Annotated in this window: 16 protein-coding genes and 1 tRNA gene; 11 read left to right on the top strand and 6 right to left on the bottom strand. The window is 50.9% G+C overall.

Going from position 1 to position 22,425, the window contains the following annotated elements; all coding sequences use genetic code 11:
* Positions 1-24: 24 nt before the first annotated feature.
* On the bottom strand, positions 25-1,569 hold the full coding sequence (locus I2123_RS14755) for an ABC transporter substrate-binding protein (RefSeq protein WP_213050849.1): 1,545 nt from the start codon (positions 1,567-1,569) through the stop codon (positions 25-27).
* Between the two features lie 223 nt (positions 1,570-1,792).
* On the opposite strand from I2123_RS14755, the gene I2123_RS14750 reads away from it, so the two are divergent.
* Genes I2123_RS14750 through I2123_RS14740 form a run of 3 tightly spaced genes read left to right on the top strand, consistent with a single transcriptional unit; the run spans position 1,793 to position 6,200 of the window.
* Positions 1,793-2,932, top strand: coding sequence for an ROK family transcriptional regulator (locus I2123_RS14750; RefSeq protein ID WP_213050848.1), 1,140 nt, complete (start codon positions 1,793-1,795; stop codon positions 2,930-2,932).
* A 12-nt stretch (positions 2,933-2,944) separates the two neighbouring features.
* Entirely contained in the window at positions 2,945-4,378 is a 1,434-nt protein-coding gene (locus I2123_RS14745; protein WP_213050847.1) for a M81 family metallopeptidase, read from the top strand.
* 1 nt (position 4,379) lies between these two features.
* Positions 4,380-6,200 carry an ABC transporter ATP-binding protein gene (locus I2123_RS14740; protein ID WP_213050846.1) on the top strand — a complete coding sequence of 607 codons (1,821 nt, stop codon included), beginning with the start codon at positions 4,380-4,382 and terminating at the stop codon, positions 6,198-6,200.
* A 56-nt stretch (positions 6,201-6,256) separates the two neighbouring features.
* Here I2123_RS14740 and I2123_RS14735 read toward each other — a convergent pair.
* The 3 genes from I2123_RS14735 to I2123_RS14725 all read right to left on the bottom strand — a co-directional run bounded on the left by I2123_RS14735 (position 6,257) and on the right by I2123_RS14725 (position 7,924).
* A tRNA-Tyr gene (locus I2123_RS14735) sits at positions 6,257-6,341 on the bottom strand.
* 215 nt (positions 6,342-6,556) lie between these two features.
* Positions 6,557-7,405, bottom strand: a complete 849-nt coding sequence (purU, locus tag I2123_RS14730; protein WP_112164351.1) for a formyltetrahydrofolate deformylase — start codon at positions 7,403-7,405, stop codon at positions 6,557-6,559.
* Between the two features lie 54 nt (positions 7,406-7,459).
* Positions 7,460-7,924 (bottom strand): YchJ family protein, encoded by a 465-nt coding sequence (locus I2123_RS14725; protein WP_213050845.1) that lies wholly within the window; start codon positions 7,922-7,924, stop codon positions 7,460-7,462.
* Positions 7,925-8,071: 147 nt separating this feature from the next.
* Between I2123_RS14725 and rssA the strand changes: the two genes are divergently transcribed.
* The 4 genes from rssA to I2123_RS14705 all read left to right on the top strand — a co-directional run bounded on the left by rssA (position 8,072) and on the right by I2123_RS14705 (position 12,680).
* On the top strand, positions 8,072-8,983 hold the full coding sequence (gene rssA, locus I2123_RS14720; protein ID WP_213050844.1) for a patatin-like phospholipase RssA: 912 nt from the start codon (positions 8,072-8,074) through the stop codon (positions 8,981-8,983).
* 96 nt (positions 8,984-9,079) lie between these two features.
* Complete coding sequence (rssB, locus tag I2123_RS14715) at positions 9,080-10,093, top strand: two-component system response regulator RssB (protein ID WP_213050843.1); 1,014 nt, start codon at positions 9,080-9,082, stop codon at positions 10,091-10,093.
* 226 nt (positions 10,094-10,319) lie between these two features.
* Positions 10,320-11,663 (top strand): UDP-glucose dehydrogenase family protein, encoded by a 1,344-nt coding sequence (locus tag I2123_RS14710; protein WP_112164347.1) that lies wholly within the window; start codon positions 10,320-10,322, stop codon positions 11,661-11,663.
* Positions 11,664-11,672: 9 nt separating this feature from the next.
* On the top strand, positions 11,673-12,680 hold the full coding sequence (locus I2123_RS14705) for an NAD-dependent epimerase (RefSeq protein ID WP_213050842.1): 1,008 nt from the start codon (positions 11,673-11,675) through the stop codon (positions 12,678-12,680).
* A 197-nt stretch (positions 12,681-12,877) separates the two neighbouring features.
* Here I2123_RS14705 and hns read toward each other — a convergent pair whose 3' ends face one another.
* On the bottom strand, positions 12,878-13,285 hold the full coding sequence (hns, locus tag I2123_RS14700) for a histone-like nucleoid-structuring protein H-NS (RefSeq protein ID WP_056780802.1): 408 nt from the start codon (positions 13,283-13,285) through the stop codon (positions 12,878-12,880).
* Between the two features lie 620 nt (positions 13,286-13,905).
* Here hns and I2123_RS14695 point away from each other — a divergent pair.
* The gene (locus I2123_RS14695; protein WP_213050841.1) at positions 13,906-14,514 is read left to right on the top strand and encodes a thymidine kinase; all 609 of its coding nucleotides are present in this window, start codon (positions 13,906-13,908) and stop codon (positions 14,512-14,514) included.
* Positions 14,515-14,654: 140 nt separating this feature from the next.
* On the opposite strand, the gene adhE is transcribed toward I2123_RS14695, so the two are convergent.
* Positions 14,655-17,336: a bifunctional acetaldehyde-CoA/alcohol dehydrogenase gene (gene adhE, locus I2123_RS14690; RefSeq protein WP_213050840.1), complete on the bottom strand. Its 2,682-nt coding sequence runs from the start codon at positions 17,334-17,336 to the stop codon at positions 14,655-14,657.
* A gap of 538 nt (positions 17,337-17,874) precedes the next feature.
* On the opposite strand from adhE, the gene I2123_RS14685 reads away from it, so the two are divergent.
* The 3 genes from I2123_RS14685 (at position 17,875) to oppB (ending at position 22,424) form a co-directional block, all read left to right on the top strand.
* The gene (locus I2123_RS14685; protein ID WP_112165637.1) at positions 17,875-18,519 is read left to right on the top strand and encodes a YchE family NAAT transporter; all 645 of its coding nucleotides are present in this window, start codon (positions 17,875-17,877) and stop codon (positions 18,517-18,519) included.
* A gap of 1,163 nt (positions 18,520-19,682) precedes the next feature.
* The gene (oppA, locus tag I2123_RS14680) at positions 19,683-21,323 is read left to right on the top strand and encodes an oligopeptide ABC transporter substrate-binding protein OppA (protein WP_112165639.1); all 1,641 of its coding nucleotides are present in this window, start codon (positions 19,683-19,685) and stop codon (positions 21,321-21,323) included.
* Positions 21,324-21,503: 180 nt separating this feature from the next.
* A complete protein-coding gene (gene oppB, locus I2123_RS14675) occupies positions 21,504-22,424 on the top strand; it encodes an oligopeptide ABC transporter permease OppB (protein WP_112165640.1) in 921 nt (306 codons plus the stop codon).
* The last annotated feature ends 1 nt before the right edge of the window (position 22,425 follow it).

Raw genomic sequence — 22,425 nt, 5'->3', positions numbered from 1 at the left:
GCTTTTCCAGTGTAAATGCCGCTGTTATTTTTTCTGTGCATCTTTCACCACAATCTGACCACCCGGGATCATGGTGACGCCAGAAATATTGGTGCCGGTGGCGTACAAATCGTTCTGGTAATAAAGCAACACTTGCGGTGCCTGCTGGTTAATCTCTTTCTGCGCCTCAACATAAATGGCGTTGCGGGCATTTTCATCCAGCGTCGAAGCCGCTTTGTCTAACATTTCATCCAGCTTCGGATCGCTGAAGAAGCCCAGATTGGCACCGCCCGGTGCAAAGCTTTTGCTGTAATACAGCGGACGCAGCTGGAGATCCGCGCCGTTTGCGCCGGATGACCAGGACGCCAGTACCGCGCCGGTGTTATCCGCTTTTTTCCCGGCCTGATCGGCGAAGGCGGCTTTGGTCCACACGCCACTTTCCATGATGCGCACGTCCAGTTTCACGCCGATTTTCGCCCACATACTTTGCAGTACCTGGCCGATGCGCGCGTCCTGCCCCTGCACGGCAATCGACATCGTAAACCCATCGGCCACACCCGCTTCTTTCAGTAATGCTTTGGCTTTGGCCAGATCCAGCGGATACGGGTTCAGCGTTTTGTCATAGCCTGCGGTGACCGGCGCCAGAGGGGAGTTGGCAGGTTGCGCGAAGCCGGACATGATGGCGCGTACCAGCCCGTCGCGGTCGGTGGCATAGTTCAGCGCCTGACGGACACGGACGTCGCTAAGCGGTTTGAGATCGGCATTCAGCGCCACCCAGAAGACCGAGGCTCCCGGACTTTCATGCAGGGCAAACTTCGGATTGTTTTTCAGCACTTTGGCAAATTGTGGTGGCACCGGGTTGATCACGTCGGTTTCACCGGCCTGAAGCGCCATGTTCATGACCGAAGGTTCGGCGCTCCACGTCCATTTGATGTCATCCGGCCCGGCGGCTTTATCGCCCCAGTAGCCCGGATATTTTTGTTCCAACACGAATTCGCCGGTTTTGTACTGCACCATTTTGTAAGGACCGGTGCCGACCGCCTTGCTGTCGAGCGTGCCGGTTTTATCCGCCGCCGGGCTGACCATCAGACAAGCGCCGGTAGTAAGTAAATTCAGGAAGGCCGGGTACGGTTTTTTTAATTTGAAGACGACGGTCGAGTCGTCGGTTTTGGTGACGCTCTCCAGGAAAGTTCGCAGACGTCCGCTGGCCGCCAGACCACGTTTGGTATCGAGGTGGCGGGCAAAGTTGGCGACCACGGCGTCGGCGTTAAACGGGGTGCCATCATGGAAGGTGACGCCGCTGCGCAATTTGAATGTCCACACCAGACCGCTTTCATCGCTGCTCCATGAGGTCGCCAGCGCCGCTTCCGGTTTCAGCTGCGGCGACATGCGCAGCAGGCCTTCGTACATCGGATCCAATACCGTGCCGGTGAAGGTGGCAGTTTGGTTGCCCGGATCCATGCTGCGCGGCGCTTCGTTTTGCATCACGTTCAGCGTGGCGGCGAAAACCGGCAGCGAAAACGCGGCGAGAAGGGCGCTGCTCAGCAACGATAACTGCACGGGACGCCGGATGTAACGGGTAATCTTCATGTTCTGCCCTCTGCGTGGAAATCGGATTAAGTGGCTCTGGTGATGTCAGCCTGATGAATAAAACAGCGGTATTCATTACATGACATTTTTTAACAAATAGTTCATATAAAATACTTATGTCGCGATATTTAGTTTAATTTGTGAACTAATTGGCATTGATATATCCATTTCTTCCGTTTAATGTCAATGCAGATGAACGAAAACTGAGAGCGCCTGAACGAATATGTTAACAATTTTGCAGCGTCAGATATTAGGTGCGATTAATGCGTCAGGCGGTTTAAGCCGGACGGAACTGGCTCAGTTGGTCGGGATGAGCAAAGCGGCAATCGGCGGTGTGGTGCGCGAAATGCTTGAGGCCGGATTCCTGCACGAGGCGGAAACGGTGCAGGGGAACGGACAGGGGCGACCGTCGGTGCGGCTGGTGGTACATCCGGACGGTGCATGGTTTGCCGGTGTCTCGCTGCTGCAAAATCCGGCGCAGATGGTGCTTATCAACCTGCACGGCGAAATCCTCTCGCGCGTCTCTTTTGCGGCAGACTCTGATCCGCAGCGGCTGGCGGAAAATATCGCCAGAGCATTACCGGCGTTGCTTGAACCGCATCCTGAAGCGGCGAAGAAACTGGTCGGGCTGGGCGTGACGTTGTCCGGCCTGATTGACGAACACCAGTCCACTTGCGTGCAGTCGGCGCTGCTCGGCTGGCGTGACGTGCCGCTGGCGAAGCTGATTTCGCAGGCCACCGGCATGGATGTGGCGATTGAAAACGATGCCAAAGCGCTGGCGGTGAGCGAGAAGAGTTTCGGACAGGCGCGGGATCTGAGCAGCTTTACGCTGGTCAGCCACGGCGCAGGGATCGGCAGCGCACACTTTATCGCCGGGCAGCTGCATCGTGGTTTGCACGGCGGTGCCGGGGAAATCGCCCATTGTACGCTGGAGCTCAATGGTTCTCCGTGCCGCTGCGGTAAGCGCGGCTGTCTGGATACGCTGGCCTCACTGAATGCCATCGCGGAAATGGCCAAAGCCGAAGGGCTGGAGGCGACCACCATCGGCGCGCTGGAGCAACAGGCGATGCAGGGGCAGACAGCGGCGATCCGCATTTTGCATCGCGCCGGTTCTGCACTGGGGCTGGCAGTTTCACTTCTCATTCAAATTAACGACCCGGATCTGATCCTCATTGCGCATCAGGACGCGGATTTTTCCGGGCTATTCGGCACCGTGGTACATCAGTCTATCGAAGCCAACGTGCTGCCGGGCAATGCCGGTAAAACGCCGGTTCGCACTTTTACACTAAACGACGACACCTGGGCGCGCGCGGCGGCAAGTATTGCTGCACATCGCTTTCTTGTCGGTCTGAAGCCAGTCTGAGGAATCATCAACATGCGTATAGCGGTCAGCGGTATCCATATTGAATGCAGTACCTACAATCCGGTACTGAACGAAGAGAAAGATTTCACCGTGGTGCGCGACGGGCAGCTTCTGGCCTCGCCGCGTTTTCGTTTTTTACAAGATTATCCGGCGACGTTTTTACCCACTATCCACGCCCGTGCGATTGCCGGAGGGCCCGTTGCCCGCACAACGTACGATAAATTTAAAGCGGAAATGATCGCCGGGCTGGAGGCGCAAAAACCGTTCGATGGCCTGTATCTGGCGATGCACGGCGCAATGTACGTCGAAGGACTGGAAGATGCGGAAGGTGACTGGATCGCCGCTGCGCGTAAAGTCGTCGGGCCGGATTGTCCGATCAGCGTCAGTTACGATCTGCACGGCAATGTCTCGCAGCGGATCATTGACGCCATAGATATGTTTTCCACTTACCGCACCGCGCCGCATATAGATGTCGAAGAAACTATGCGCCGTTCAGTGGCGATGCTGGTGAAACATCTGCAAACCGGTGTGAAGCCAATGCTGCTATGGGTGCCGGTGCCGGTAGTGCTTCCGGGGGAGCGCACCAGCACCGAGGATGAACCTGCAAAAAGTTTGTACGCCTGTCTGCCGGAAATGGACGAGGTGGAAGGCGTGTGGGACAGCTCGCTGATGGTCGGTTACGTGTGGGCGGACGAACCCCGGGCGACGGCTGCGGTGATCATGACCGGCACCGATCGCCCTGCGCTGGAACAGCAGGCGACGCAGCTGGCCCAGGCCTACTGGGACGCGCGTGAGGATTTCGTCTTCGGCTGTGAGACCGATACCGTGGAAGCCTGCGTGCGCAAGGCGATTCACTCTGAAACCCGGCCTGTGGTGCTGGCAGATTCCGGGGATAATCCGACCGGCGGCGGCGTCGGAGACCGCGCGGACGTGCTGGAAGAACTTATCAAACAGTATGCTGAAAATGTGATTGTGGCAGGCATCACCGATGCAGCGGCGACGGATGCGGCCTTTAACGCCGGTGTCGGTTCTCAACTGACGCTGACGCTCGGTGCGTCGCTGGATCACTCCAGCCCGCAGGTGAAAGGCGAGTTTGAGGTCGTCTTCCTGCTCGATGCGCTGACGGCTGCCGATCGTCAGGCGGTGTTACGCACCGGCGGCATTGACGTGGTGGTCTCGGCGCGCCGTCGTCCGTATCACAACATCAGCGACTTCACCGTGCTGCAACTCGATCCGCTCACCGCCGATATTGTGGTAGTAAAATCCGGTTATCTCTCGCCTGAGCTGGCCCCGATTGCCAGCCCGAATCTGATGGCGCTGTCGAACGGCGTGGTCGATCAGTTCGTCGAACGTCTGCCGCGCAACCGTAAGGCGCGCAAAACCTTCCCGTTTGACCGTGATTTCAGCTATGTGCCGCAGGTGCAGTTGTCGGCAAGGAGCAAATAAGATGAGCGAACCGCAAAACCGTCAGCCGGTGCTGAGCGTAAAACATCTCACCACCTCATTTCGCGGTGAAGACGACTGGCTGCCTGTGGTGCGGGATTTGTCGTTTGATGTCTATCCGGGCGAAACCCTGGCAATCGTCGGGGAATCCGGTTCGGGTAAAAGTGTGACGTCGCTGTCGGTGATGCGTCTGCTGAAAGCGCAAAGCAGCAAAATTGAAGGTGAAATCCGGCTGAACCAGCGCAGTTTACTCGGGCTCTCCGATAAGCAAATGCGCGATATTCGCGGCAATGAAATGGCGATGATTTTTCAGGAGCCGATGACGTCGCTGAACCCGACGTTCAGCATCGGCAGACAAATCGCCGAAAGCCTTAAGCGCCACCGGGGGATGTCGTCCGCCGAAGCGCGGGCAGAAACGCTGAAGCTGCTGGAGAAAGTACGCATTCCCAACGCCAGCGCGCGCTTTGATGAATATCCGCACCAGTTTTCCGGCGGTATGCGTCAGCGGGTGATGATTGCCATGGCGCTGGCGCTGAAACCCAAACTGCTGATCGCTGACGAACCGACAACGGCCCTGGATGTGACCATTCAGGGCCAGATTCTGGATTTGATCAAGACGTTACAGGAAGAGGAGGGGATGGCGGTGCTGTTCATCACCCATGATATGGGTGTGGTGGCAGAAATTGCTGACCGCACGCTGGTGATGTATCGCGGTGAAGCAGTGGAAAGCGGCGCGACGGAAGATATTTTTCATCGCCCGCAGCATCCTTACACGCGCGCACTGCTGGCGGCGGTGCCGAAATTAGGGTCGATGCAGGGGCGCGAATGGCCGCTGCGTTTCCCGCAGATCAATCTGCAAACCGGTGAAGCCAGTACGCCAGCGGAAGTCGCGGGGACGGTGGATAATGGCCTGACGCCGTTGCTTTCAGTGAAGAATCTCAGCGCCCGTTTTCCGGTCTACGGCGGTGTGTTCAGCCGCCAGGTCGGGGCGGTGCATGCAGTGGAAAATATCAGCTTTGATTTATTCCAGGGCGAAACGCTCTCGCTGGTCGGCGAATCCGGCTGTGGTAAATCCACCACAGGCCGCGCGGTGACGCGATTACTGAAACCGCACAGTGGCGCAATCGACTTTGACGGATTTGACGTCATGAATTTGGGTAAGCGCGACATTTTGCAAATGCGTCAGCGCATCCAGATGATATTTCAGGATCCGTTTGCCAGCCTGAATCCGCGTATGCGCATCGGTGACGCGCTGATCGAACCGATGCTGCAACACAAACTGCATAACCGCAGAGATGCTAAAGAGAAAGCCGCGTCGCTGTTGCAAAAAGTCGGGTTGTCGCCGGACATGTTACGCCGTTTCCCGCATGAGTTTTCCGGCGGTCAGCGTCAGCGAATCTGCATCGCCCGCGCACTGACGCTCGATCCGAAAGTCATCGTTGCCGATGAGTCGGTGTCCGCGCTGGATGTGTCGGTGAAAGCGCAGGTGGTGAACCTGCTGCTCGATTTGCAGGAAAGCATGAATTTGTCGTATCTGTTTATTTCGCACGATATGGCAGTGGTCGAGCGGGTGAGTCACCGCGTGGCAGTGATGTATCTGGGGGAAATTGTGGAGATCGGCCCGCGCGCGGCGATATTCGATAATCCGCAGCATCCGTACACTCGAAAACTGATGGCCTCAGTGCCGGTGCCTGATCCGTCACGCAGAATGCTCAAGCGTCAGATGCAGGTCGATGAGCTGAAAAGTCCGGTGCGTGAGAACGGCTTTGTACCGCCAGTCAGGCAGTATCAGGAAGTATCATCAGGACATTTTGTACAGGTTTGATAGCAAACTTGAAGGGGAATTTCTGTAGCAGTGACTCAGCGGAAGAGTCAGGAAGATGGTGGTGGGGGAAGGATTCGAACCTTCGAAGTCGATGACGGCAGATTTACAGTCTGCTCCCTTTGGCCGCTCGGGAACCCCACCACAACTTTTGTGGCATTTACTACATACTTCTTGGCCTTAAATCATCATGCGCTACATGGATGATTTCACGTTACAGCGGTTAACGCTGCGAACGGGGCGCATAATACCAAATGAAACGAATGTGTAAAGCGCTGAAAGCGATAATAAAGTTCGTTTGCGGTTTTTTTGTTCTTAACGATGCTTCTCTGCGCGAAAAGCATCGTCAGAAGAGCCTTTTACAGGATAACCGTGCGGTTTCCGTAAACGAATACGCGCTGTGCCAGAACACGATACAGCGCACGGCTGAGCACGTTTTTCTCGACGTCACGACCGGCACGCATCATATCTTCAGCGGTATAGGTGTGATCGACGTTAATCACGTCCTGCATGATGATCGGGCCTTCGTCTAAACTGTCGTTGACGTAGTGCGCCGTGGCACCAATCAGCTTCACGCCACGTTCGTACGCCTGATGATACGGGCGTGCGCCGATAAAGGCCGGAAGAAACGAGTGGTGAATGTTGATGACCTGGTGCGGATAATGCTGCACGAAGCCCGGCGTCAGAACGCGCATGTATTTGGCCAGAACGACGTAATCCGGCTGATACTGGTCAATCTGGGCAATCATCGCGCTGTCATGCTGTTCGCGGGTCAGGCCTTCGTGGCTGACCAGATGGAACGGGATGTCGAAGCGTTCCACCAGCGTCTGCAGTGTGTCGTGGTTACCGATGACGGCGGCGATTTCCACATCTAAACCGCCGTAGACGGCTTTCATCAGCAGGTCGCCAAGGCAATGTGCTTCTTTGGTCACCAGAATGACGATGCGACGACGGCCTGTGCTGTGCAATTCGCGTACGGAACCGGCAGGCAGCGCGCTGTCCAGATCGGCGAGCAGCGTGGTGTCGTTGAAGATCCCTTCGAGTTCGGTACGCATAAAGAAGCGTCCGGTGCGGTGATCCACGAATTCATTGTTCTGCACGATATTCAGTTCGTGCTTGTAGCAAATATTCGTAATTTTGGCGATCAGACCTTTTGCATCAGGGCAAATGGTACGTAATACCTTGGTTTGTACATTCTGTTGCGACATGAGGGTGTGGATCCTGTCCAAGACTGGTAATAACAAATTAACAATGCGATTGAATTATTTACCGCAGCACTTCTTATATTTTTTACCCGATCCGCACGGGCAGGCATCATTGCGGCCTGTCTGCGGTTTGATTCCGTCTATATAGTACCAGCGTTCTTTCAAACGAAGAAATCGCGAACGCTCGTGGATCAGATGAATTTGCTCCTGACCGGCTTCGGTAAAACGCGCGGCGAATTCCACGAATCCTTCATCCTGGTCGCGACCGTCCTGCTGGGAGATCACCTGCAATCCCTGCCAGTGCGTGGTCGCAAAACCTTCCTGTAAACTTTCGCGCCAGTGCTCGGGTTGACAGTCAGGGTGCCAGGTGCTGATCAGATAACTCGCATTTTTCAATGTATAGGCGGTATAGCGGGACCGCATCAGCGCAGACGGTGTCGGTGCCGGTTTATCTCCGGCGATGTATGGCTGGCAGCACTCGTCGAACAAAATGTTGCTGCCGCAAGGGCAAAGTAGGGACACGTAAACTCCTGAATCAGCCTGTCTTGCATATGTTGCACGCAGGTTGCGCTATTGAATGCATCAAAGTGTTATGTTACCTAACATCCTCGTCGTGTGGCAACGCGCTTCCCGGTTCACTCTTATCTACAGATAGCATTAAGGTTTTACATGAGCAGAAAAGTCACCATCGGTCTGGCCCTTGGCTCGGGAGCAGCAAAAGGCTGGGCGCATATCGGCGTGATTAATGCCCTGAAAGATATGGATATCGAGGTGGATGTGGTCGCCGGATGTTCAGTTGGTGCGCTGGTCGGCGCGGCGTATGTGAGCAATCGGTTGCCGGCGATGGAGAGCTGGGTGCGTTCGTTCAGTTATTGGGACGTGCTGCGCCTGGTGGATTTCTCGTGGAAACGCGGGGGATTGCTGCGCGGTGAGCGGGTGTTCAACGCCGTCGGACAGATTATCCGCATCAACGAGATTGAGGCGTGCTCGAAAAAATTCGGCGCCGTGGCAACGAACCTGAGTACCGGCCGCGAGCTGTGGCTGACCAAAGGGGATTTGCATGAAGCCATTCGCGCCTCCTGCAGCATGCCCGGCCTGCTGGCACCGGTCTGGCATAACGGGTACTGGCTGGTGGATGGTGCGGTGGTGAACCCCGTCCCGGTCTCTCTGACCCGTGCCTTAGGGGCTGATATTGTGATAGCGGTCGATCTTCAGCATGACGCGCACCTGATGCAGCAAGATTTACTGACCGTACAACCGACGGGCGAAGCACTCATTACTGAGAAAGACCTGAGCTGGCGTGACAGAATCCGCCAGCGCTTAACCCGCCCGAACGCCCGCAAGCCGAATGTGAGCCCTTCGGCGATGGAAATCATGTCGACTTCCATCCAGGTTTTGGAGAACCGGCTTAAGCGTAATCGTATGGCGGGCGATCCCCCGGACGTGGTTATCCAGCCTTATTGCCCGCAAATCTCGACGCTCGATTTTCATCGCGCAGCGGAGGCGATTGAAGCGGGGCGTCTCGCCGTCGAAAAGCAAAGAGAACAATTGTTACCCCTGATAAAAAACAAGCAGTTCTGAGTGGCTTAATGTGTGTATTGGCGGAATCTGAAAATTCTGACAAGCAAAAACAGGCTTTATGAGCCACTATTAGAATAAGAAAATCTGGGGGCCGTGATGGATAAACCACTTACAAGTAAGCACATACTTATCGTTGAAGACGAAGCCGTTTTCCGATCTGTGCTCGCTGGCTATGTGAGTTCTCTCGGCGCCACCTTCACAGAAGCAGAAAACGGTCTGCAGGCCTTATCTCTGATCGAAGACTTTCCTCCTGATTTGATCCTCTGCGATTTAGCGATGCCCGAAATGGGCGGTATAGAGTTTGTCGAAAACTTGCGGCTGCAGGGGAACAAAATTCCCGTTCTGGTGATTTCTGCCACAGATAAGATGACGGATGTCGCGACGATGCTGCGCCTTGGTGTCGAGGATGTGCTGCTTAAGCCGATAAGCGATCTCCAGCGGTTACGCGACGCGCTGCTGACCTGCCTCTATCCGAAGCTGTTTTCTTCTCAGGCGATGGAGGAAAGTTCGCTGGTGCAGGACTGGGAGGCGTTGTGCCGTAATCCGAATGAAGCGCAACGGCTGCTCAAGGAATTACAACCACCGGTACAGCAAACGCTGGCTAATTGCCGCATTAACTACCGGCAGCTGACGACGACGGATCATCCGGGACTGGTGCTGGATATTGCGGCGCTGTCATCGAAAGATTTGGGTTTCTATTGTCTGGATGTGACCCGCGCTAATGAAAATGGCGTACTGGCTGCGTTATTGCTGCGCGCCATTTTTAACAGCCTGCTGCACGAGCATTTGAGCGACCAGCATCAGCGGTTACCGCAGATGTCGACGCTGCTTAAGCAGGTGAATCATTTATTCAAACAAGCAAACCTGAAAGGCCAGTTTCCGCTTTTACTCGGTTATTATCATGCCGAGCAAAAAAATCTCATCCTGGTCTCGGCAGGTCTGCACGCCAATCTCAATACCGGCATCAATACCATTCAGCTGAGTAACGGCGTACCTCTGGGCACGACAGGAGCCACCTATTCCAATCAGATAAGCCAGCGCTGCGAGGCGTGGCAATGTCAGGTGTGGGGATCGGGTGGGCGTCTGAGATTAATGTTGTCTACTGAGTGAGCACATTTCTTATCGCGTAGAATAATGCCCTAATAATATTGAGCATTTCTTCCGCACGACTTTTCGTCTTCATGATTCATCACATTATTCTAAGACCTATCTTATGCAAAATATGCCATTGCAGAGGCACTTACGTTTGAAACTGGTATAATGCGCCCAGAATTTTAGGTCTCAATTTCACGTAGTCTAAAAATAATGTTTAAAAATATATAATAGGAATTCGCTGATGAAAGTAACAGTTTTTGGTATCGGTTACGTCGGACTTGTTCAGGCGGCGGTTCTTGCTGAAGTCGGGCATGAAGTACTGTGCATCGATGTGGATGCAAAAAAAGTAGAAAATCTGAAAAATGGACAGATACCCATTTTTGAACCGGGTTTAACCCCGTTAGTTAAGCAGAACTATGAAGCAGGGCGTCTGTTGTTCAGCACCGATGCGGCTGAAGGCGTGGCGCATGCAACCGTCCAGTTTATTGCAGTGGGTACACCGCCGGATGAAGATGGCTCCGCAGATCTGAAATACGTGACTGCCGTGGCCCGTACCATCGCTGAACACATGACTGAACCTAAAGTCGTGATTGATAAGTCTACCGTTCCCGTCGGCACGGCGGATAAAGTCCGTGCAGTGATGACCGAAGTGCTGAAAAAGCGCGGTGTGGATATCGATTTCAATGTGGTTTCAAACCCTGAATTCCTTAAAGAAGGGGCTGCTGTCGCCGACTGTATGCGTCCTGAACGCATCGTCATTGGTACCGACAATCCTGACGCTATCGACCCAATCCGTGAACTGTACGAACCCTTCAACCGTAATCACGACCGCATGATCCTGATGGATATCCGCAGCGCAGAGCTGACCAAATACGCGGCGAACTGCATGCTGGCCACCAAAATCAGCTTTATGAATGAGATGTCTAATCTGGCTGAAATGCTGGGTGCAGATATTGAGAAAGTTCGTCAGGGTATCGGCTCAGACTCCCGTATCGGTTATCACTTTATCTATCCAGGCTGCGGCTACGGCGGTTCGTGCTTCCCGAAAGACGTACAGGCGCTGATCCGTACAGCAGAACATATTGGTTATCAGCCGAAATTATTACAGGCCGTTGAACAGGTGAATTATCAGCAAAAATATAAATTGCCGACATTTATTCAGCGTCATTTCGGTGAAGACCTCAAAGGCAAAACCTTTGCGCTGTGGGGCCTTTCATTCAAACCTAATACCGATGACATGCGTGAAGCCTCCAGCCGTGTATTAATGGAGCAACTCTGGGCCGCAGGTGCGAAAATCAAAGCCTACGATCCTGAAGCGATGAATGAAACTCAGCGGATTTACGGTCATCGCGAAGATCTTGAACTGATGGGTACCAAAGAATCCGCATTACAGAACGCCGATGCGCTGATTATTTGTACCGAATGGCAGAATTTCCGCGCGCCAGATTTCGATGTCATCAAAAATGCATTAAAAGAGCCGGTCATCTTTGATGGTCGTAATTTATTCGATCCTGAACGTTTGGAAAAACGCGGGTTTACTTACTACGGCATTGGCCGTGGTGCATCAGTCAATCCGGTTCTGTAAGGAGTATTCATGAAATATCTGGTTACCGGCGCTGCGGGTTTTATTGGTTTTTACGTATCCCAACGTTTGCTGGCGGCAGGTCATACCGTTGTCGGGATTGATAATCTGAATGATTATTACGACGTCAATCTGAAACTTGCGCGTCTGTCGCAGCTCGAAAATAAAGACGGATTTTCGTTCATTAAGCTGGATTTAGCCGATCGCGAGGGTATGGCCGCATTGTTTGCGGAGCAGCGTTTTGACCGTGTTATTCATTTGGCTGCGCAAGCCGGTGTCCGGTATTCCATCGAAAATCCTTTGGCATATGCAGATTCTAATCTCATAGGATTCGTTAATGTTCTGGAAGGGTGTCGTCATAATAAAGTTGGCCACTTGCTTTATGCTTCTTCCAGTTCGGTTTATGGCCTGAACAAGAAACAACCTTTCTCGACGGATGATTCTGTTGATCATCCTGTTTCACTGTATGCCGCGACCAAAAAAGCCAATGAATTAATGGCTCACACTTATTCACATCTTTATAGCCTCCCTACCACCGGATTGCGTTTCTTTACCGTCTACGGTCCGTGGGGGCGTCCTGATATGGCATTGTTTAAATTTACAAAAGCCATTATCGCGGGCCAGAGTATTGATGTTTATAACCGTGGGGAAATGCGTCGCGACTTTACCTATATTGATGATATTGCGGAAGCCATTGTACGTTTACAGGATGTTATTCCGCAGGCGCAGCCGGACTGGACGGTGGAGAATGGTTCACCTGCCAGCAGCTCTGCACCTTACAGTGTTTATAATATTGGTAATAACAGCCCGGTGAAACTGACGGCCTACATCAGTGCGCTTGAGAAGGCGCTGGGGACTGAGGCCAGCAAGAACCTGCTGCCTATGCAGCCTGGTGACGTGCATGAAACCAGTGCTGATACACAGCCGCTTTATGAGGCCATCAACTTTAAGCCTGAAACGACAGTGGAGCAGGGCGTACAAAACTTCGTGGACTGGTATCGCGATTTCTACCATGTATAAACTGGCGTGGTGAACAAAGGCTGCTCAGGCAGCCTTTTTTGTTTCTGATTATTCAGTTAAATCTTATAGTCGTTTATCCATAAATGAAATTTTCATTTATCGACGCAGACGGTCAAGTTCAATTGAAATACCAAAACAAAAAACCCATCGCGATGGATGGGTTTTATCATGACTCATACTTGTGTCAATAAGGGCAATTACAGCAGGAAATCGTCCAGTGATTTGCCTTGCTCTTCGATTGCTTTTTTGATCACAGCCGGAGTACGACCCTGGCCGGTCCAGGTTTTGTTTTCGCCGTTTTCGTCGATGTATTTGTATTTAGCAGGGCGTGCAGCACGTTTAGCTTTACCAGCAGATTTGGTAGCAGCCATCGTTTGCAGCAATTCGTTAGGATCAATACCGTCAGCAATCAGCATTTCACGGTATTGTTGCAGTTTACGGGTGCGTTCTTCAATTTCAGCAGCCGCCTGAGAATCTTCTTCGCGACGTTCGTTAACAACAACTTCTAATTTTTCCAGCATCTCTTCCAGAGTTTCCAGAGTGCATTCTCTTGCTTGCGCACGCAGAGTACGGATGTTGTTCAGAATCTTTAATGCTTCGCTCATTATACTAGTCTCAATTATATGGTGGGGGGCGTTTGTGTAATAATAGATTGCTCTTCCCTGTTCTGCAATAGACAATTTGTATTACTGACTCTAATTTACGCATTTAAAGCAAATATTGATGACGCTGTTAAAATATAGTTGAGTCTGGCGCCGCTATTTACCGGGCGGTTATAACCCTATTTCCAATACATTCCGCAGGTGTATTCTCATGTTGAACTCTGTGCAGTATAACCGTATGCGCGTCCGGGCAATTAAACCTTTAACCTTAGGATCAATTGTAAGGATATGGCCAGGCAGGGCATTAACGCCACAATAAGCCGCATCATTGCTGCCTTTTTAGGACTCCGCTGATCGGTTCTTTAATGTATAGACAAACCAATATCATCCCTAAAATTACATATAACTGCCCGCCACGTAAGGTAATAAGCCGTAACCATAACTCTTACTCTCACACAGGATTATAATTTCTGATTGTAAGTTTCTGTGATTTTCAAAATGTCCGGAATGGTTATTCCGGGATCATATGGATATCCGTAACGCGTTGTTATCAGTGAGAGGGTTTGTGGTACAATCTCAGCCGAAAAATTCCGCCTTCCAATACGTTACGGGGTCGCCGCTTCATGGCTCAGCTTTATTTTTATTATTCGGCTATGAATGCCGGTAAGTCTACGTCTCTGTTGCAGTCTTCATATAATTATCAAGAACGTGGCATGCGCACGCTGGTGTTAACCGCTGAGTTGGATCACCGGTTTGGTGTCGGGAAAGTCAGCTCACGTATCGGGCTGTCGTCGCCTGCAGAGCTTTATAATAATGAGACTGACCTGTTTACTCTTATTGCTCAGGAGAGCGGCCCACAGCGCCTTAACTGCGTTCTGATTGATGAGTGTCAGTTCCTGACGAAGGCGCAGGTGTCGCAGCTCACAGACGTCGTAGATGACCTTGATGTGCCTGTCCTGTGTTATGGATTGCGTACGGACTTCCGTGGTGAGCTTTTTGAGGGCAGTGAATACCTTCTGGCGTGGGCGGATAAATTGGTGGAGTTGAAAACCATCTGTCACTGCGGTCGTAAAGCCAATCGTAACCTCAGGTTGGATGAGAAAGGGCACGCGCTGCACGATGGCGCACAGGTCGTAATAGGCGGAGACGAGAGCTATGTGTCGGTTTGTCGTAAGCATTACAAAGAAGCGATGGCTGCTATCGATGATAACGACGCAATAAAACCTCAGTAAGCCACGTCAAGGTTAGGAAACGCGCCATCCGCGCATGCGACACCCTCAGATTTTAGCGTAAGAGCCCTCCACGTTTTGTGAGACGCAAATAAAAAAACCCGCCAATTGGCGGGTTTTTTGCTTACAGGAAACTCAGCACGTTATTTTTTGCTGGTTTTCTTATCAGCTTTTGGTGCTGGTGCAGCAACTGCAACTGCAACTTCATCAGCAACGTCTTCGTTATATTCGCGGCCGTAGAAGGTATCCATCAGAATTTGTTTCAGCTCAGCAATCAGTGGGTAACGTGGGTTAGCACCGGTACACTGGTCATCAAACGCATCTTCAGACAGTTTGTCTACTTTAGCCAGGAAGTCTGCTTCCTGAACGCCTGCTTCACGGATAGAAGTTGGGATACCCAGATCCGCTTTGATTTCGTCCAACCAGTTCAACAGTTTCTGGATTTTCTGAGCAGTACGGTCACCAGGAGCACCCAGACCTAAATGGTCCGCGATTTCTGCGTAGCGACGACGCGCCTGTGGGCGGTCATACTGACTGAAAGCAGTTTGTTTAGTTGGGTTATCGTTAGCATTGTAACGGATAACGTTGGAAATCAGCATGGCATTGGCCAGACCGTGAGGAATGTGGAACTCTGAACCCAGTTTGTGGGCCATGGAGTGACAGACACCCAGGAAGGCGTTGGCAAACGCGATACCCGCGATAGTTGCCGCATTGTGAACACGTTCGCGAGCCACCGGGTTTTTAGACCCTTCGTGGTAGCTGGCTGGCAGGTTTTCTTTCAGCAATTTCAGAGCCTGAAGCGCCTGACCATCAGAGTATTCATTCGCCAGAACTGAAACGTAAGCTTCCAGTGCGTGAGTTACCGCATCCAGACCACCGAACGCACAGAGTGATTTCGGCATGTTCATGACCAGGTTGGCATCGACGATAGCCATATCCGGAGTCAGAGCATAGTCAGCCAGTGGATATTTTTGACCTGTTGCATCATCGGTCACCACTGCAAACGGAGTCACTTCAGAACCTGTACCGGAAGTGGTGGTGACGGCGATCATTTTCGCTTTCACGCCCATTTTCGGGAATTTGTAGATACGTTTACGGATATCCATAAAGCGCAGCGCCAAATCTTCGAACTGAGTGTTTGGATGTTCGTACAGCACCCACATGATTTTCGCAGCATCCATCGGTGAACCACCACCCAGTGCGATGATCACATCTGGTTTGAAGGAGTTCATCTGCTCAGCACCTTTACGCACAATGCTCAGCGTTGGATCCGCTTCTACTTCGAAGAATACTTCAGTTTCAATACCGTGGCCTTTCAGAACGCTGGTGATCTGGTCTGCGTAGCCGTTGTTGAACAGGTAACGGTCAGTCACGATGAAGGCGCGTTTTGCTCCGTCAGTCGCCACTTCTTCCAGTGCGATTGGCAGTGAGCCACGACGGAAGTAGATAGATTTTGGAAGTTTATGCCACAACATGTTTTCTGCTCGCTTCGCTACAGTTTTCTTGTTGATCAAGTGTTTAGGACCGACGTTTTCAGAGATGGAGTTACCACCCCATGAACCGCAACCCAGCGTCAGAGAAGGGGCAAGTTTGAAGTTATACAGGTCACCGATACCACCCTGTGAAGCAGGGGTGTTGATCAGAATACGTGCAGTCTTCATTTTGTTGCCAAAATAATTAACACGTTCTGGTTGGTTATCCTGGTCTGTATACAGACAAGAGGTATGGCCGATACCGCCCATTTCTACCAGTTTCTCTGCTTTTGCTACCGCATCTTCAAAATCTTTTGCACGGTACATCGCGAGGGTAGGGGACAGTTTTTCATGTGCAAACGGTTCAGATTCGTCAACAACGCTGACTTCGCCGATTAACACTTTAGTATGAGCAGGAACTTTAATGCCGGCCATTTCAGCGATTTTCGCTGCTGGCTGACCCACGATAGCTGCGTTCAGGCCACCGTTTTTAAGGATGATGTCGGAAACCGCCTTCAACTCTTTACCCTGCAGCATGTAACCGCCGTGGGAAGAGAAACGTTCGCGTACTGCGTTGTAGACAGAATCAACCACAATGATGGACTGTTCTGACGCACAGATTACGCCGTTATCGAAGGTTTTTGACATCAGAACCGAAGCAACAACACGTTTGATATCAGCAGTTTCATCAACAACAACAGGAGTGTTACCTGCACCCACGCCGATAGCTGGTTTACCAGAGCTGTAGGCTGCTTTAACCATACCAGGACCACCGGTCGCCAGGATCAGGTTAATGTCTGGGTGATGCATCAACTGGTTAGACAGTTCAACACTTGGTTCGTCAATCCAGCCAATGATGTCTTTCGGCGCACCCGCAGCGATAGCCGCTTGCAGAACGATATCTGCAGCTTTGTTCGTCGCATTTTTAGCACGTGGGTGTGGGGAGAAGATGATGCCGTTACGGGTTTTCAGGCTAATCAGCGCTTTGAAAATCGCAGTGGACGTTGGGTTAGTGGTGGGTACGATACCGCAGATGATGCCGATTGGTTCCGCGATTGTGATGGTACCGAAGGTATCATCCTGACCGAGGATGCCACAGGTTTTTTCATCTTTATAGGCGTTGTAAATATATTCAGAGGCGAAGTGGTTTTTGATCACTTTGTCTTCAACAATACCCATACCGGATTCTTCAACAGCAAGTTTTGCCAGCAGAATTCGGGCATCGGCAGCAGCCAGGGCGGCAGCAGCGAAAATCTTATCTACTTGTTCTTGACTGAAGTTGGCATATTCACGCTGTGCCTTTTTGACACGGGCAACGAGTGCGTTCAGTTCAGCGACATTTGTTACAGCCATAATGCTCTCCTGATAAAGTTAAACTCTTTTAGTAAATAACCTGCCAGAGATGAGTATAGCCTTGCTATCTCGCACCGTGAGAAAGTAATTAATACTATTATTCTCAAGGTGTTGCCTCTGTCTCTTTATTTGCTCAAAGAGCTTTCAGTCGTGTAGCACCTGTAGTAGATAAAAGTCATTTCGTGCCACCTGTGAACGTTTATAACAAAGTTTGTTCGCAAGTACCGGTGAGTGACTATGCGCAAAGCTTACCTATTTGTAGGCAGGAGGAATTTGATCTGGATCACTAAACACCGATGCTGACACCTTTCAGCTGGCTTTTGTTGAGAATAATTATCAAAAAATCTCAAATCGCCTACAAATTAGCAGCCATTTGAGGCAGTGACATTACACTTTTTTAACAAAAGTGTCATTCACTGCTTTTAATTAGAATTCTAGTGATAAATACCATGGAACGACGTGGCGCCTTCATTGCAATTCCAGTACATTAGCGCCCCATCAAGACCTTCATCTACTGGCATTTTGTGCGGAGTTCTGCGTGAGCCAATCTTTATTAGATTTTTCAGGCTATATCAAATTTTTCGTCGGGCTGTTTGCATTGGTGAACCCTGTCGGGATCCTGCCTGTTTTCATTAGCATGACCAGTTATCAGGCTGCGGCTGGCCGTAATAAAACCAATATGACGGCTAACCTGTCGGTTGCCATTATATTGTCGACGGCGTTATTTCTCGGCGATGCCATTCTTCATCTGTTCGGGATCTCAATTGATTCATTCCGAATTGCCGGCGGCATCCTGGTGGTGACGATTGCGATGTCGATGATAAGCGGCAAGCTCGGTGAAGATAAGCAGAACAAACAAGAGAAGTCGGAAACGGCGATCCGTGAAAACGTCGGTGTTGTTCCTTTAGCCTTACCTCTGATGGCAGGGCCGGGGGCGATCAGCTCGACAATCGTCTGGAGCTCTCGCTACAACGGCTGGCAGAACCTGCTCGGCCTGACGCTGGCAATCATGTTTTTCGCGTTCTGTTGTTGGCTTTTGTTCCGTGCCGCACCTTTGCTGGTACGTCTGTTGGGGCAAACCGGCATCAACGTCATTACCCGAATTATGGGTTTGTTGCTCATGTCTCTGGGGATTGAGTTTATTGTCACTGGGATAAAGGCTATTTTCCCCGGCCTGCTCTAATCAATAAGCAGACAAATTATCGCGTAAACGCTGATGTGTTTCCGCGATAATTATTACTTCCTCTTATAATGCAATGCATTAATATAGTGCAGCTAATGGTGTAAATAAGAGCGTTTGCACCCAAATGTAGCGTAAACTCCCGTCTCATACTTCATTTCCCTCCAAGTCTTCATTTCTTATAATAAACTTAGCTATTTTTTTGCTTAATCCTCTCCTTTCCTGCCCGTTTTGCCGTTAATTTATCCACATCATTCTGTAAGGCTTGTGCAGGCCGTATCGAGATGTTATTAGTGTTAACTCAGCAGTTAACAGGGCATTATCCTTGAAATGCGCAGATTGTTAACTGATTGTGTCAGCCGGGTTATTGAGCAAACTGCAATGTGTTTTCGAATCGAAGAACTTGCTGGATGTTAATAAAAATCAGTGGGTTACATACACTTTTTTAGTATTGTTCTTACCGGGCCCCAAAAGCTCTGCAACGTATAAAAGAGAATTACGTAACAAATTTGCAAAATTAATTGGCGCCGGTATCAGGCTTCTGATAATTTTCAAACCGTCTTCACAAATGGAAAATTGTTTAGAGTCATGCTCTAAGTGAGAACGAATCTTGCAAGGCACAGAAAGATTGAAGCAATTTCATTTGTTTTTGGAGAGCGAAGTGTCGCAATACGTAACGCAAAATTATCCTCAGTCGCTTTCTCTTTTCAGGAAGACGGTCTTTGCGTTGCTGGCATTACATAGCCTTGTGTTGAATCTTCCCGTTATGAAAAACAAATCTTCAGTTCTTCTTCTTAATTGATTCCCGCCGTTTGATGATGCCGGGAGGCTTTTGGCATTACGGTTGAAAGCAAAAAAGTTTTATTGAGTGGGAATAGGAATATCAGTATGCGACGGCCTGGTTTATCCCCGGAGTCAATACCGGCGGTGGGCGGGGCGAGTCAAATGGAGGGGATCATCCTTAACGATCTCTGAAACCGCATGGCGCTTAACAGCCTGACGTTTCAACGGCTTCACGCAGTAAGAGGGGACACCATCTTTGGATGGTGACGAAATGGGGGAGTTTCAGAGCAATTCGTTCCTGCTTGTGAAATCCGTTAACCCGGAAAGGGTTTATCTTGCGGCAGAGTCCGCAAGTTCATAATAAAAACTGGAGTTGAATGACAATGACCAACATCACAAAAAAAAATCTGCTGGCTGCCTGCATCATGGCTGCGGTTGGCGCCATATCCATCAATACTGCCTTCGCGGCTAACGTGCCTGCTGGCGTAACGCTGTCAGACAAGCAAGAATTGGTGCGTAATAACGGTTCTGAAGTACAGTCCCTCGACCCGCATAAAGTTGAAGGTGTTCCGGAATCAAACGTTATCCGTGATTTACTGGAAGGCCTGGTTAATACCGACAGCCAAAACGGCAGCGTCATTCCTGGCGTCGCCACCAGCTGGGAAAACAAAGATTTCAAAGTCTGGACTTTCCACCTGCGTCCGGAAGCAAAATGGTCCAACGGCGACCCTGTGACTGCTCAAGATTTCGTGTTCAGCTGGCAGCGCCTGGCTGATCCAAAAACAGCCTCTCCGTATGAAAGCTACCTGCAATACGGCCACATCGAAAACATCGATGACATCATCAGCGGTAAGAAAAGCCCTGATACCCTGGGTGTGAAGGCGATTGATGACCATACCCTGCAAGTGACTCTGACCGAACCGGTCCCGTATTTTGTTAAAATGCTGTCCCACACCGCGATGAAGCCGGTGAATAAAAGCGTTGTTGAGAAATTTGGCGACAAATGGACTCAGCCAGAAAACTACGTCAGCAACGGCGCATACAAACTGAAAGCATGGACCGTCAACGAACGTATCGTGCTGGAGCGTAGCCCGACTTACTGGGACAACGCCAAAACTGTTATCAATCAGGTCACTTACCTGCCAATTTCTTCTGAAGTTACAGACGTTAACCGCTACCGCAGCGGCGAAATCGACATGACATATAACAACATGCCGATCGAACTGTTCCAGAAACTGAAAAAAGAAATCCCTACCGAAGTTCACGTTGACCCGTACCTGTGTACTTACTACTACGAAATCAACAACCAGAAAGCACCGTTCACTGATTCACGCGTACGTGAAGCGCTGAAACTGGGTCTGGATCGCGACATCATCGTGAACAAAGTGAAAGCGCAGGGCGATCTGCCGGCGTACAGCTACACCCCTCCTTACACCGACGGCGCGAAACTGACGCCTCCGGCCTGGTTCAAAGAAACGCAGGATCAGCGCAACACCGAAGCGAAAAAACTGCTGGCTGAAGCGGGTTACACACCAGCTAAACCACTGACCTTCGAACTGCTGTACAACACGTCTGATCTGCATAAGAAACTGGCGATTGCCGCAGCCGCTATCTGGAAGAAAAACCTGGGCGTGGATGTGAAACTGGTCAACCAGGAATGGAAAACCTTCCTGGACAGCCGTCATCAGGGCAACTTCGATGTGGCGCGCGCCGGCTGGTGCTCTGACTACAACGAACCTTCTTCCTTCCTGAACACCATGCTGTCTGACAGCAGCAACAACACCTCTCACTATAAGAGCGCTGCGTTTGATAAAGCGATCGCGGACACTCTGACGGCGAAAACTGACGACGAACGTGCGGGTCTGTATCAGAAAGCTGAAACTCAGCTGGATAAAGATTCTGTGATTGTACCTGTTTATTACTACGTGAACGCGCGTCTGGTGAAACCATACGTTGGCGGTTACACCGGTAAAGATCCACAGGACAACGTCTACGTGAAAGATCTGTACATCATCAAACACTAAACCGTGAAGAAACAGGGCATCCCCGAGCTGCCCTGTTTTTATTTGATGAAGGTAATGCTTATGGCGCTGGCATTCAGCGTCATAGCAAAGAGCCACTACGATGACCCACACACGCGGGTTATCGTGACCAAGCCAAAAACTATCAAGCTGTAGTGACAGGCTTAGAAACAGGTACGGGCAATGTTAAAGTTTATTTTACGCCGCTGTCTGGAAGCGATTCCGACGCTATTCATTCTGATCACCATTTCGTTTTTTATGATGCGTCTCGCACCGGGCAGCCCTTTTACGGGTGAGCGTAATCTTCCACCAGAAGTGATGGCGAACATTGAGGCGAAATACCACCTCAATGACCCAATCTATAAGCAATATTTCAATTATTTAGAACAGCTGGCCAAAGGCGATTTCGGCCCGTCGTTCAAATATAAGGATTACACCGTTAATGATCTGGTCGCGGCTTCTTTCCCGGTTTCGGCGAAATTAGGCCTGGCGGCATTTATCATGGCGATTGTTTTTGGTGTGACGGCGGGGGTTATTGCCGCGCTGAATCAAAACACCAAGTGGGATTACACCGTGATGGGAGTGGCGATGACCGGGGTAGTTATCCCGAGTTTCGTCGTCGCACCGTTACTGGTGCTGATATTTGCCATTACCCTGAAATGGTTGCCGGGCGGCGGCTGGAACGGCGGTGGTGCCAAATATATGATCTTGCCGATGGTCGCGCTTTCACTGGCTTATATCGCCAGCATTGCGCGTATCACCCGTGGTTCAATGATCGAAATCCTGCACTCCAACTTTATCCGCACAGCACGCGCTAAAGGCTTACCGTTGCACCGCATTATTTTGCGCCATGCACTCAAGCCTGCACTGTTGCCGGTCCTGTCTTACATGGGGCCTGCGTTTGTGGGGATTATCACCGGTTCGATGGTTGTCGAGAGCATTTTCGGATTGCCGGGCATCGGCCAGCTGTTTGTTAACGGCGCTTTAAACCGTGACTACTCGCTGGTACTGAGCCTGACTATTTTAGTGGGCGCATTGACCATTTTGTTCAATGCGATCGTTGACGTGCTGTACGCCGTCATCGACCCGAAAATCCGTTATTAAT

The organism is Rahnella inusitata (genome assembly GCF_018288855.1).
Classification (GTDB): Bacteria; Pseudomonadota; Gammaproteobacteria; order Enterobacterales; family Enterobacteriaceae; genus Rahnella; species Rahnella inusitata.
Note: the sequence above shows the minus strand (reverse complement) of the source record. Positions and strands in the feature narration are given on the sequence as shown.

Excerpts from the sequence above, each read along its gene's own strand:
- I2123_RS14755 (WP_213050849.1), bottom strand. The coding sequence starts at position 1,569 with ATGAAGATTACCCGTTACATCCGGCGTCCCGTGCAGTTATCGTTGCTG.
- I2123_RS14750 (WP_213050848.1), top strand. The coding sequence starts at position 1,793 with ATGTTAACAATTTTGCAGCGTCAGATATTAGGTGCGATTAATGCGTCA.
- I2123_RS14745 (WP_213050847.1), top strand. The coding sequence starts at position 2,945 with ATGCGTATAGCGGTCAGCGGTATCCATATTGAATGCAGTACCTACAAT.
- I2123_RS14740 (WP_213050846.1), top strand. The coding sequence starts at position 4,380 with ATGAGCGAACCGCAAAACCGTCAGCCGGTGCTGAGCGTAAAACATCTC.
- purU (WP_112164351.1), bottom strand. The coding sequence starts at position 7,405 with ATGTCGCAACAGAATGTACAAACCAAGGTATTACGTACCATTTGCCCT.
- rssA (WP_213050844.1), top strand. The coding sequence starts at position 8,072 with ATGAGCAGAAAAGTCACCATCGGTCTGGCCCTTGGCTCGGGAGCAGCA.
- rssB (WP_213050843.1), top strand. The coding sequence starts at position 9,080 with ATGGATAAACCACTTACAAGTAAGCACATACTTATCGTTGAAGACGAA.
- I2123_RS14710 (WP_112164347.1), top strand. The coding sequence starts at position 10,320 with ATGAAAGTAACAGTTTTTGGTATCGGTTACGTCGGACTTGTTCAGGCG.
- I2123_RS14705 (WP_213050842.1), top strand. The coding sequence starts at position 11,673 with ATGAAATATCTGGTTACCGGCGCTGCGGGTTTTATTGGTTTTTACGTA.
- hns (WP_056780802.1), bottom strand. The coding sequence starts at position 13,285 with ATGAGCGAAGCATTAAAGATTCTGAACAACATCCGTACTCTGCGTGCG.
- I2123_RS14695 (WP_213050841.1), top strand. The coding sequence starts at position 13,906 with ATGGCTCAGCTTTATTTTTATTATTCGGCTATGAATGCCGGTAAGTCT.
- adhE (WP_213050840.1), bottom strand. The coding sequence starts at position 17,336 with ATGGCTGTAACAAATGTCGCTGAACTGAACGCACTCGTTGCCCGTGTC.
- oppA (WP_112165639.1), top strand. The coding sequence starts at position 19,683 with ATGACCAACATCACAAAAAAAAATCTGCTGGCTGCCTGCATCATGGCT.
- oppB (WP_112165640.1), top strand. The coding sequence starts at position 21,504 with ATGTTAAAGTTTATTTTACGCCGCTGTCTGGAAGCGATTCCGACGCTA.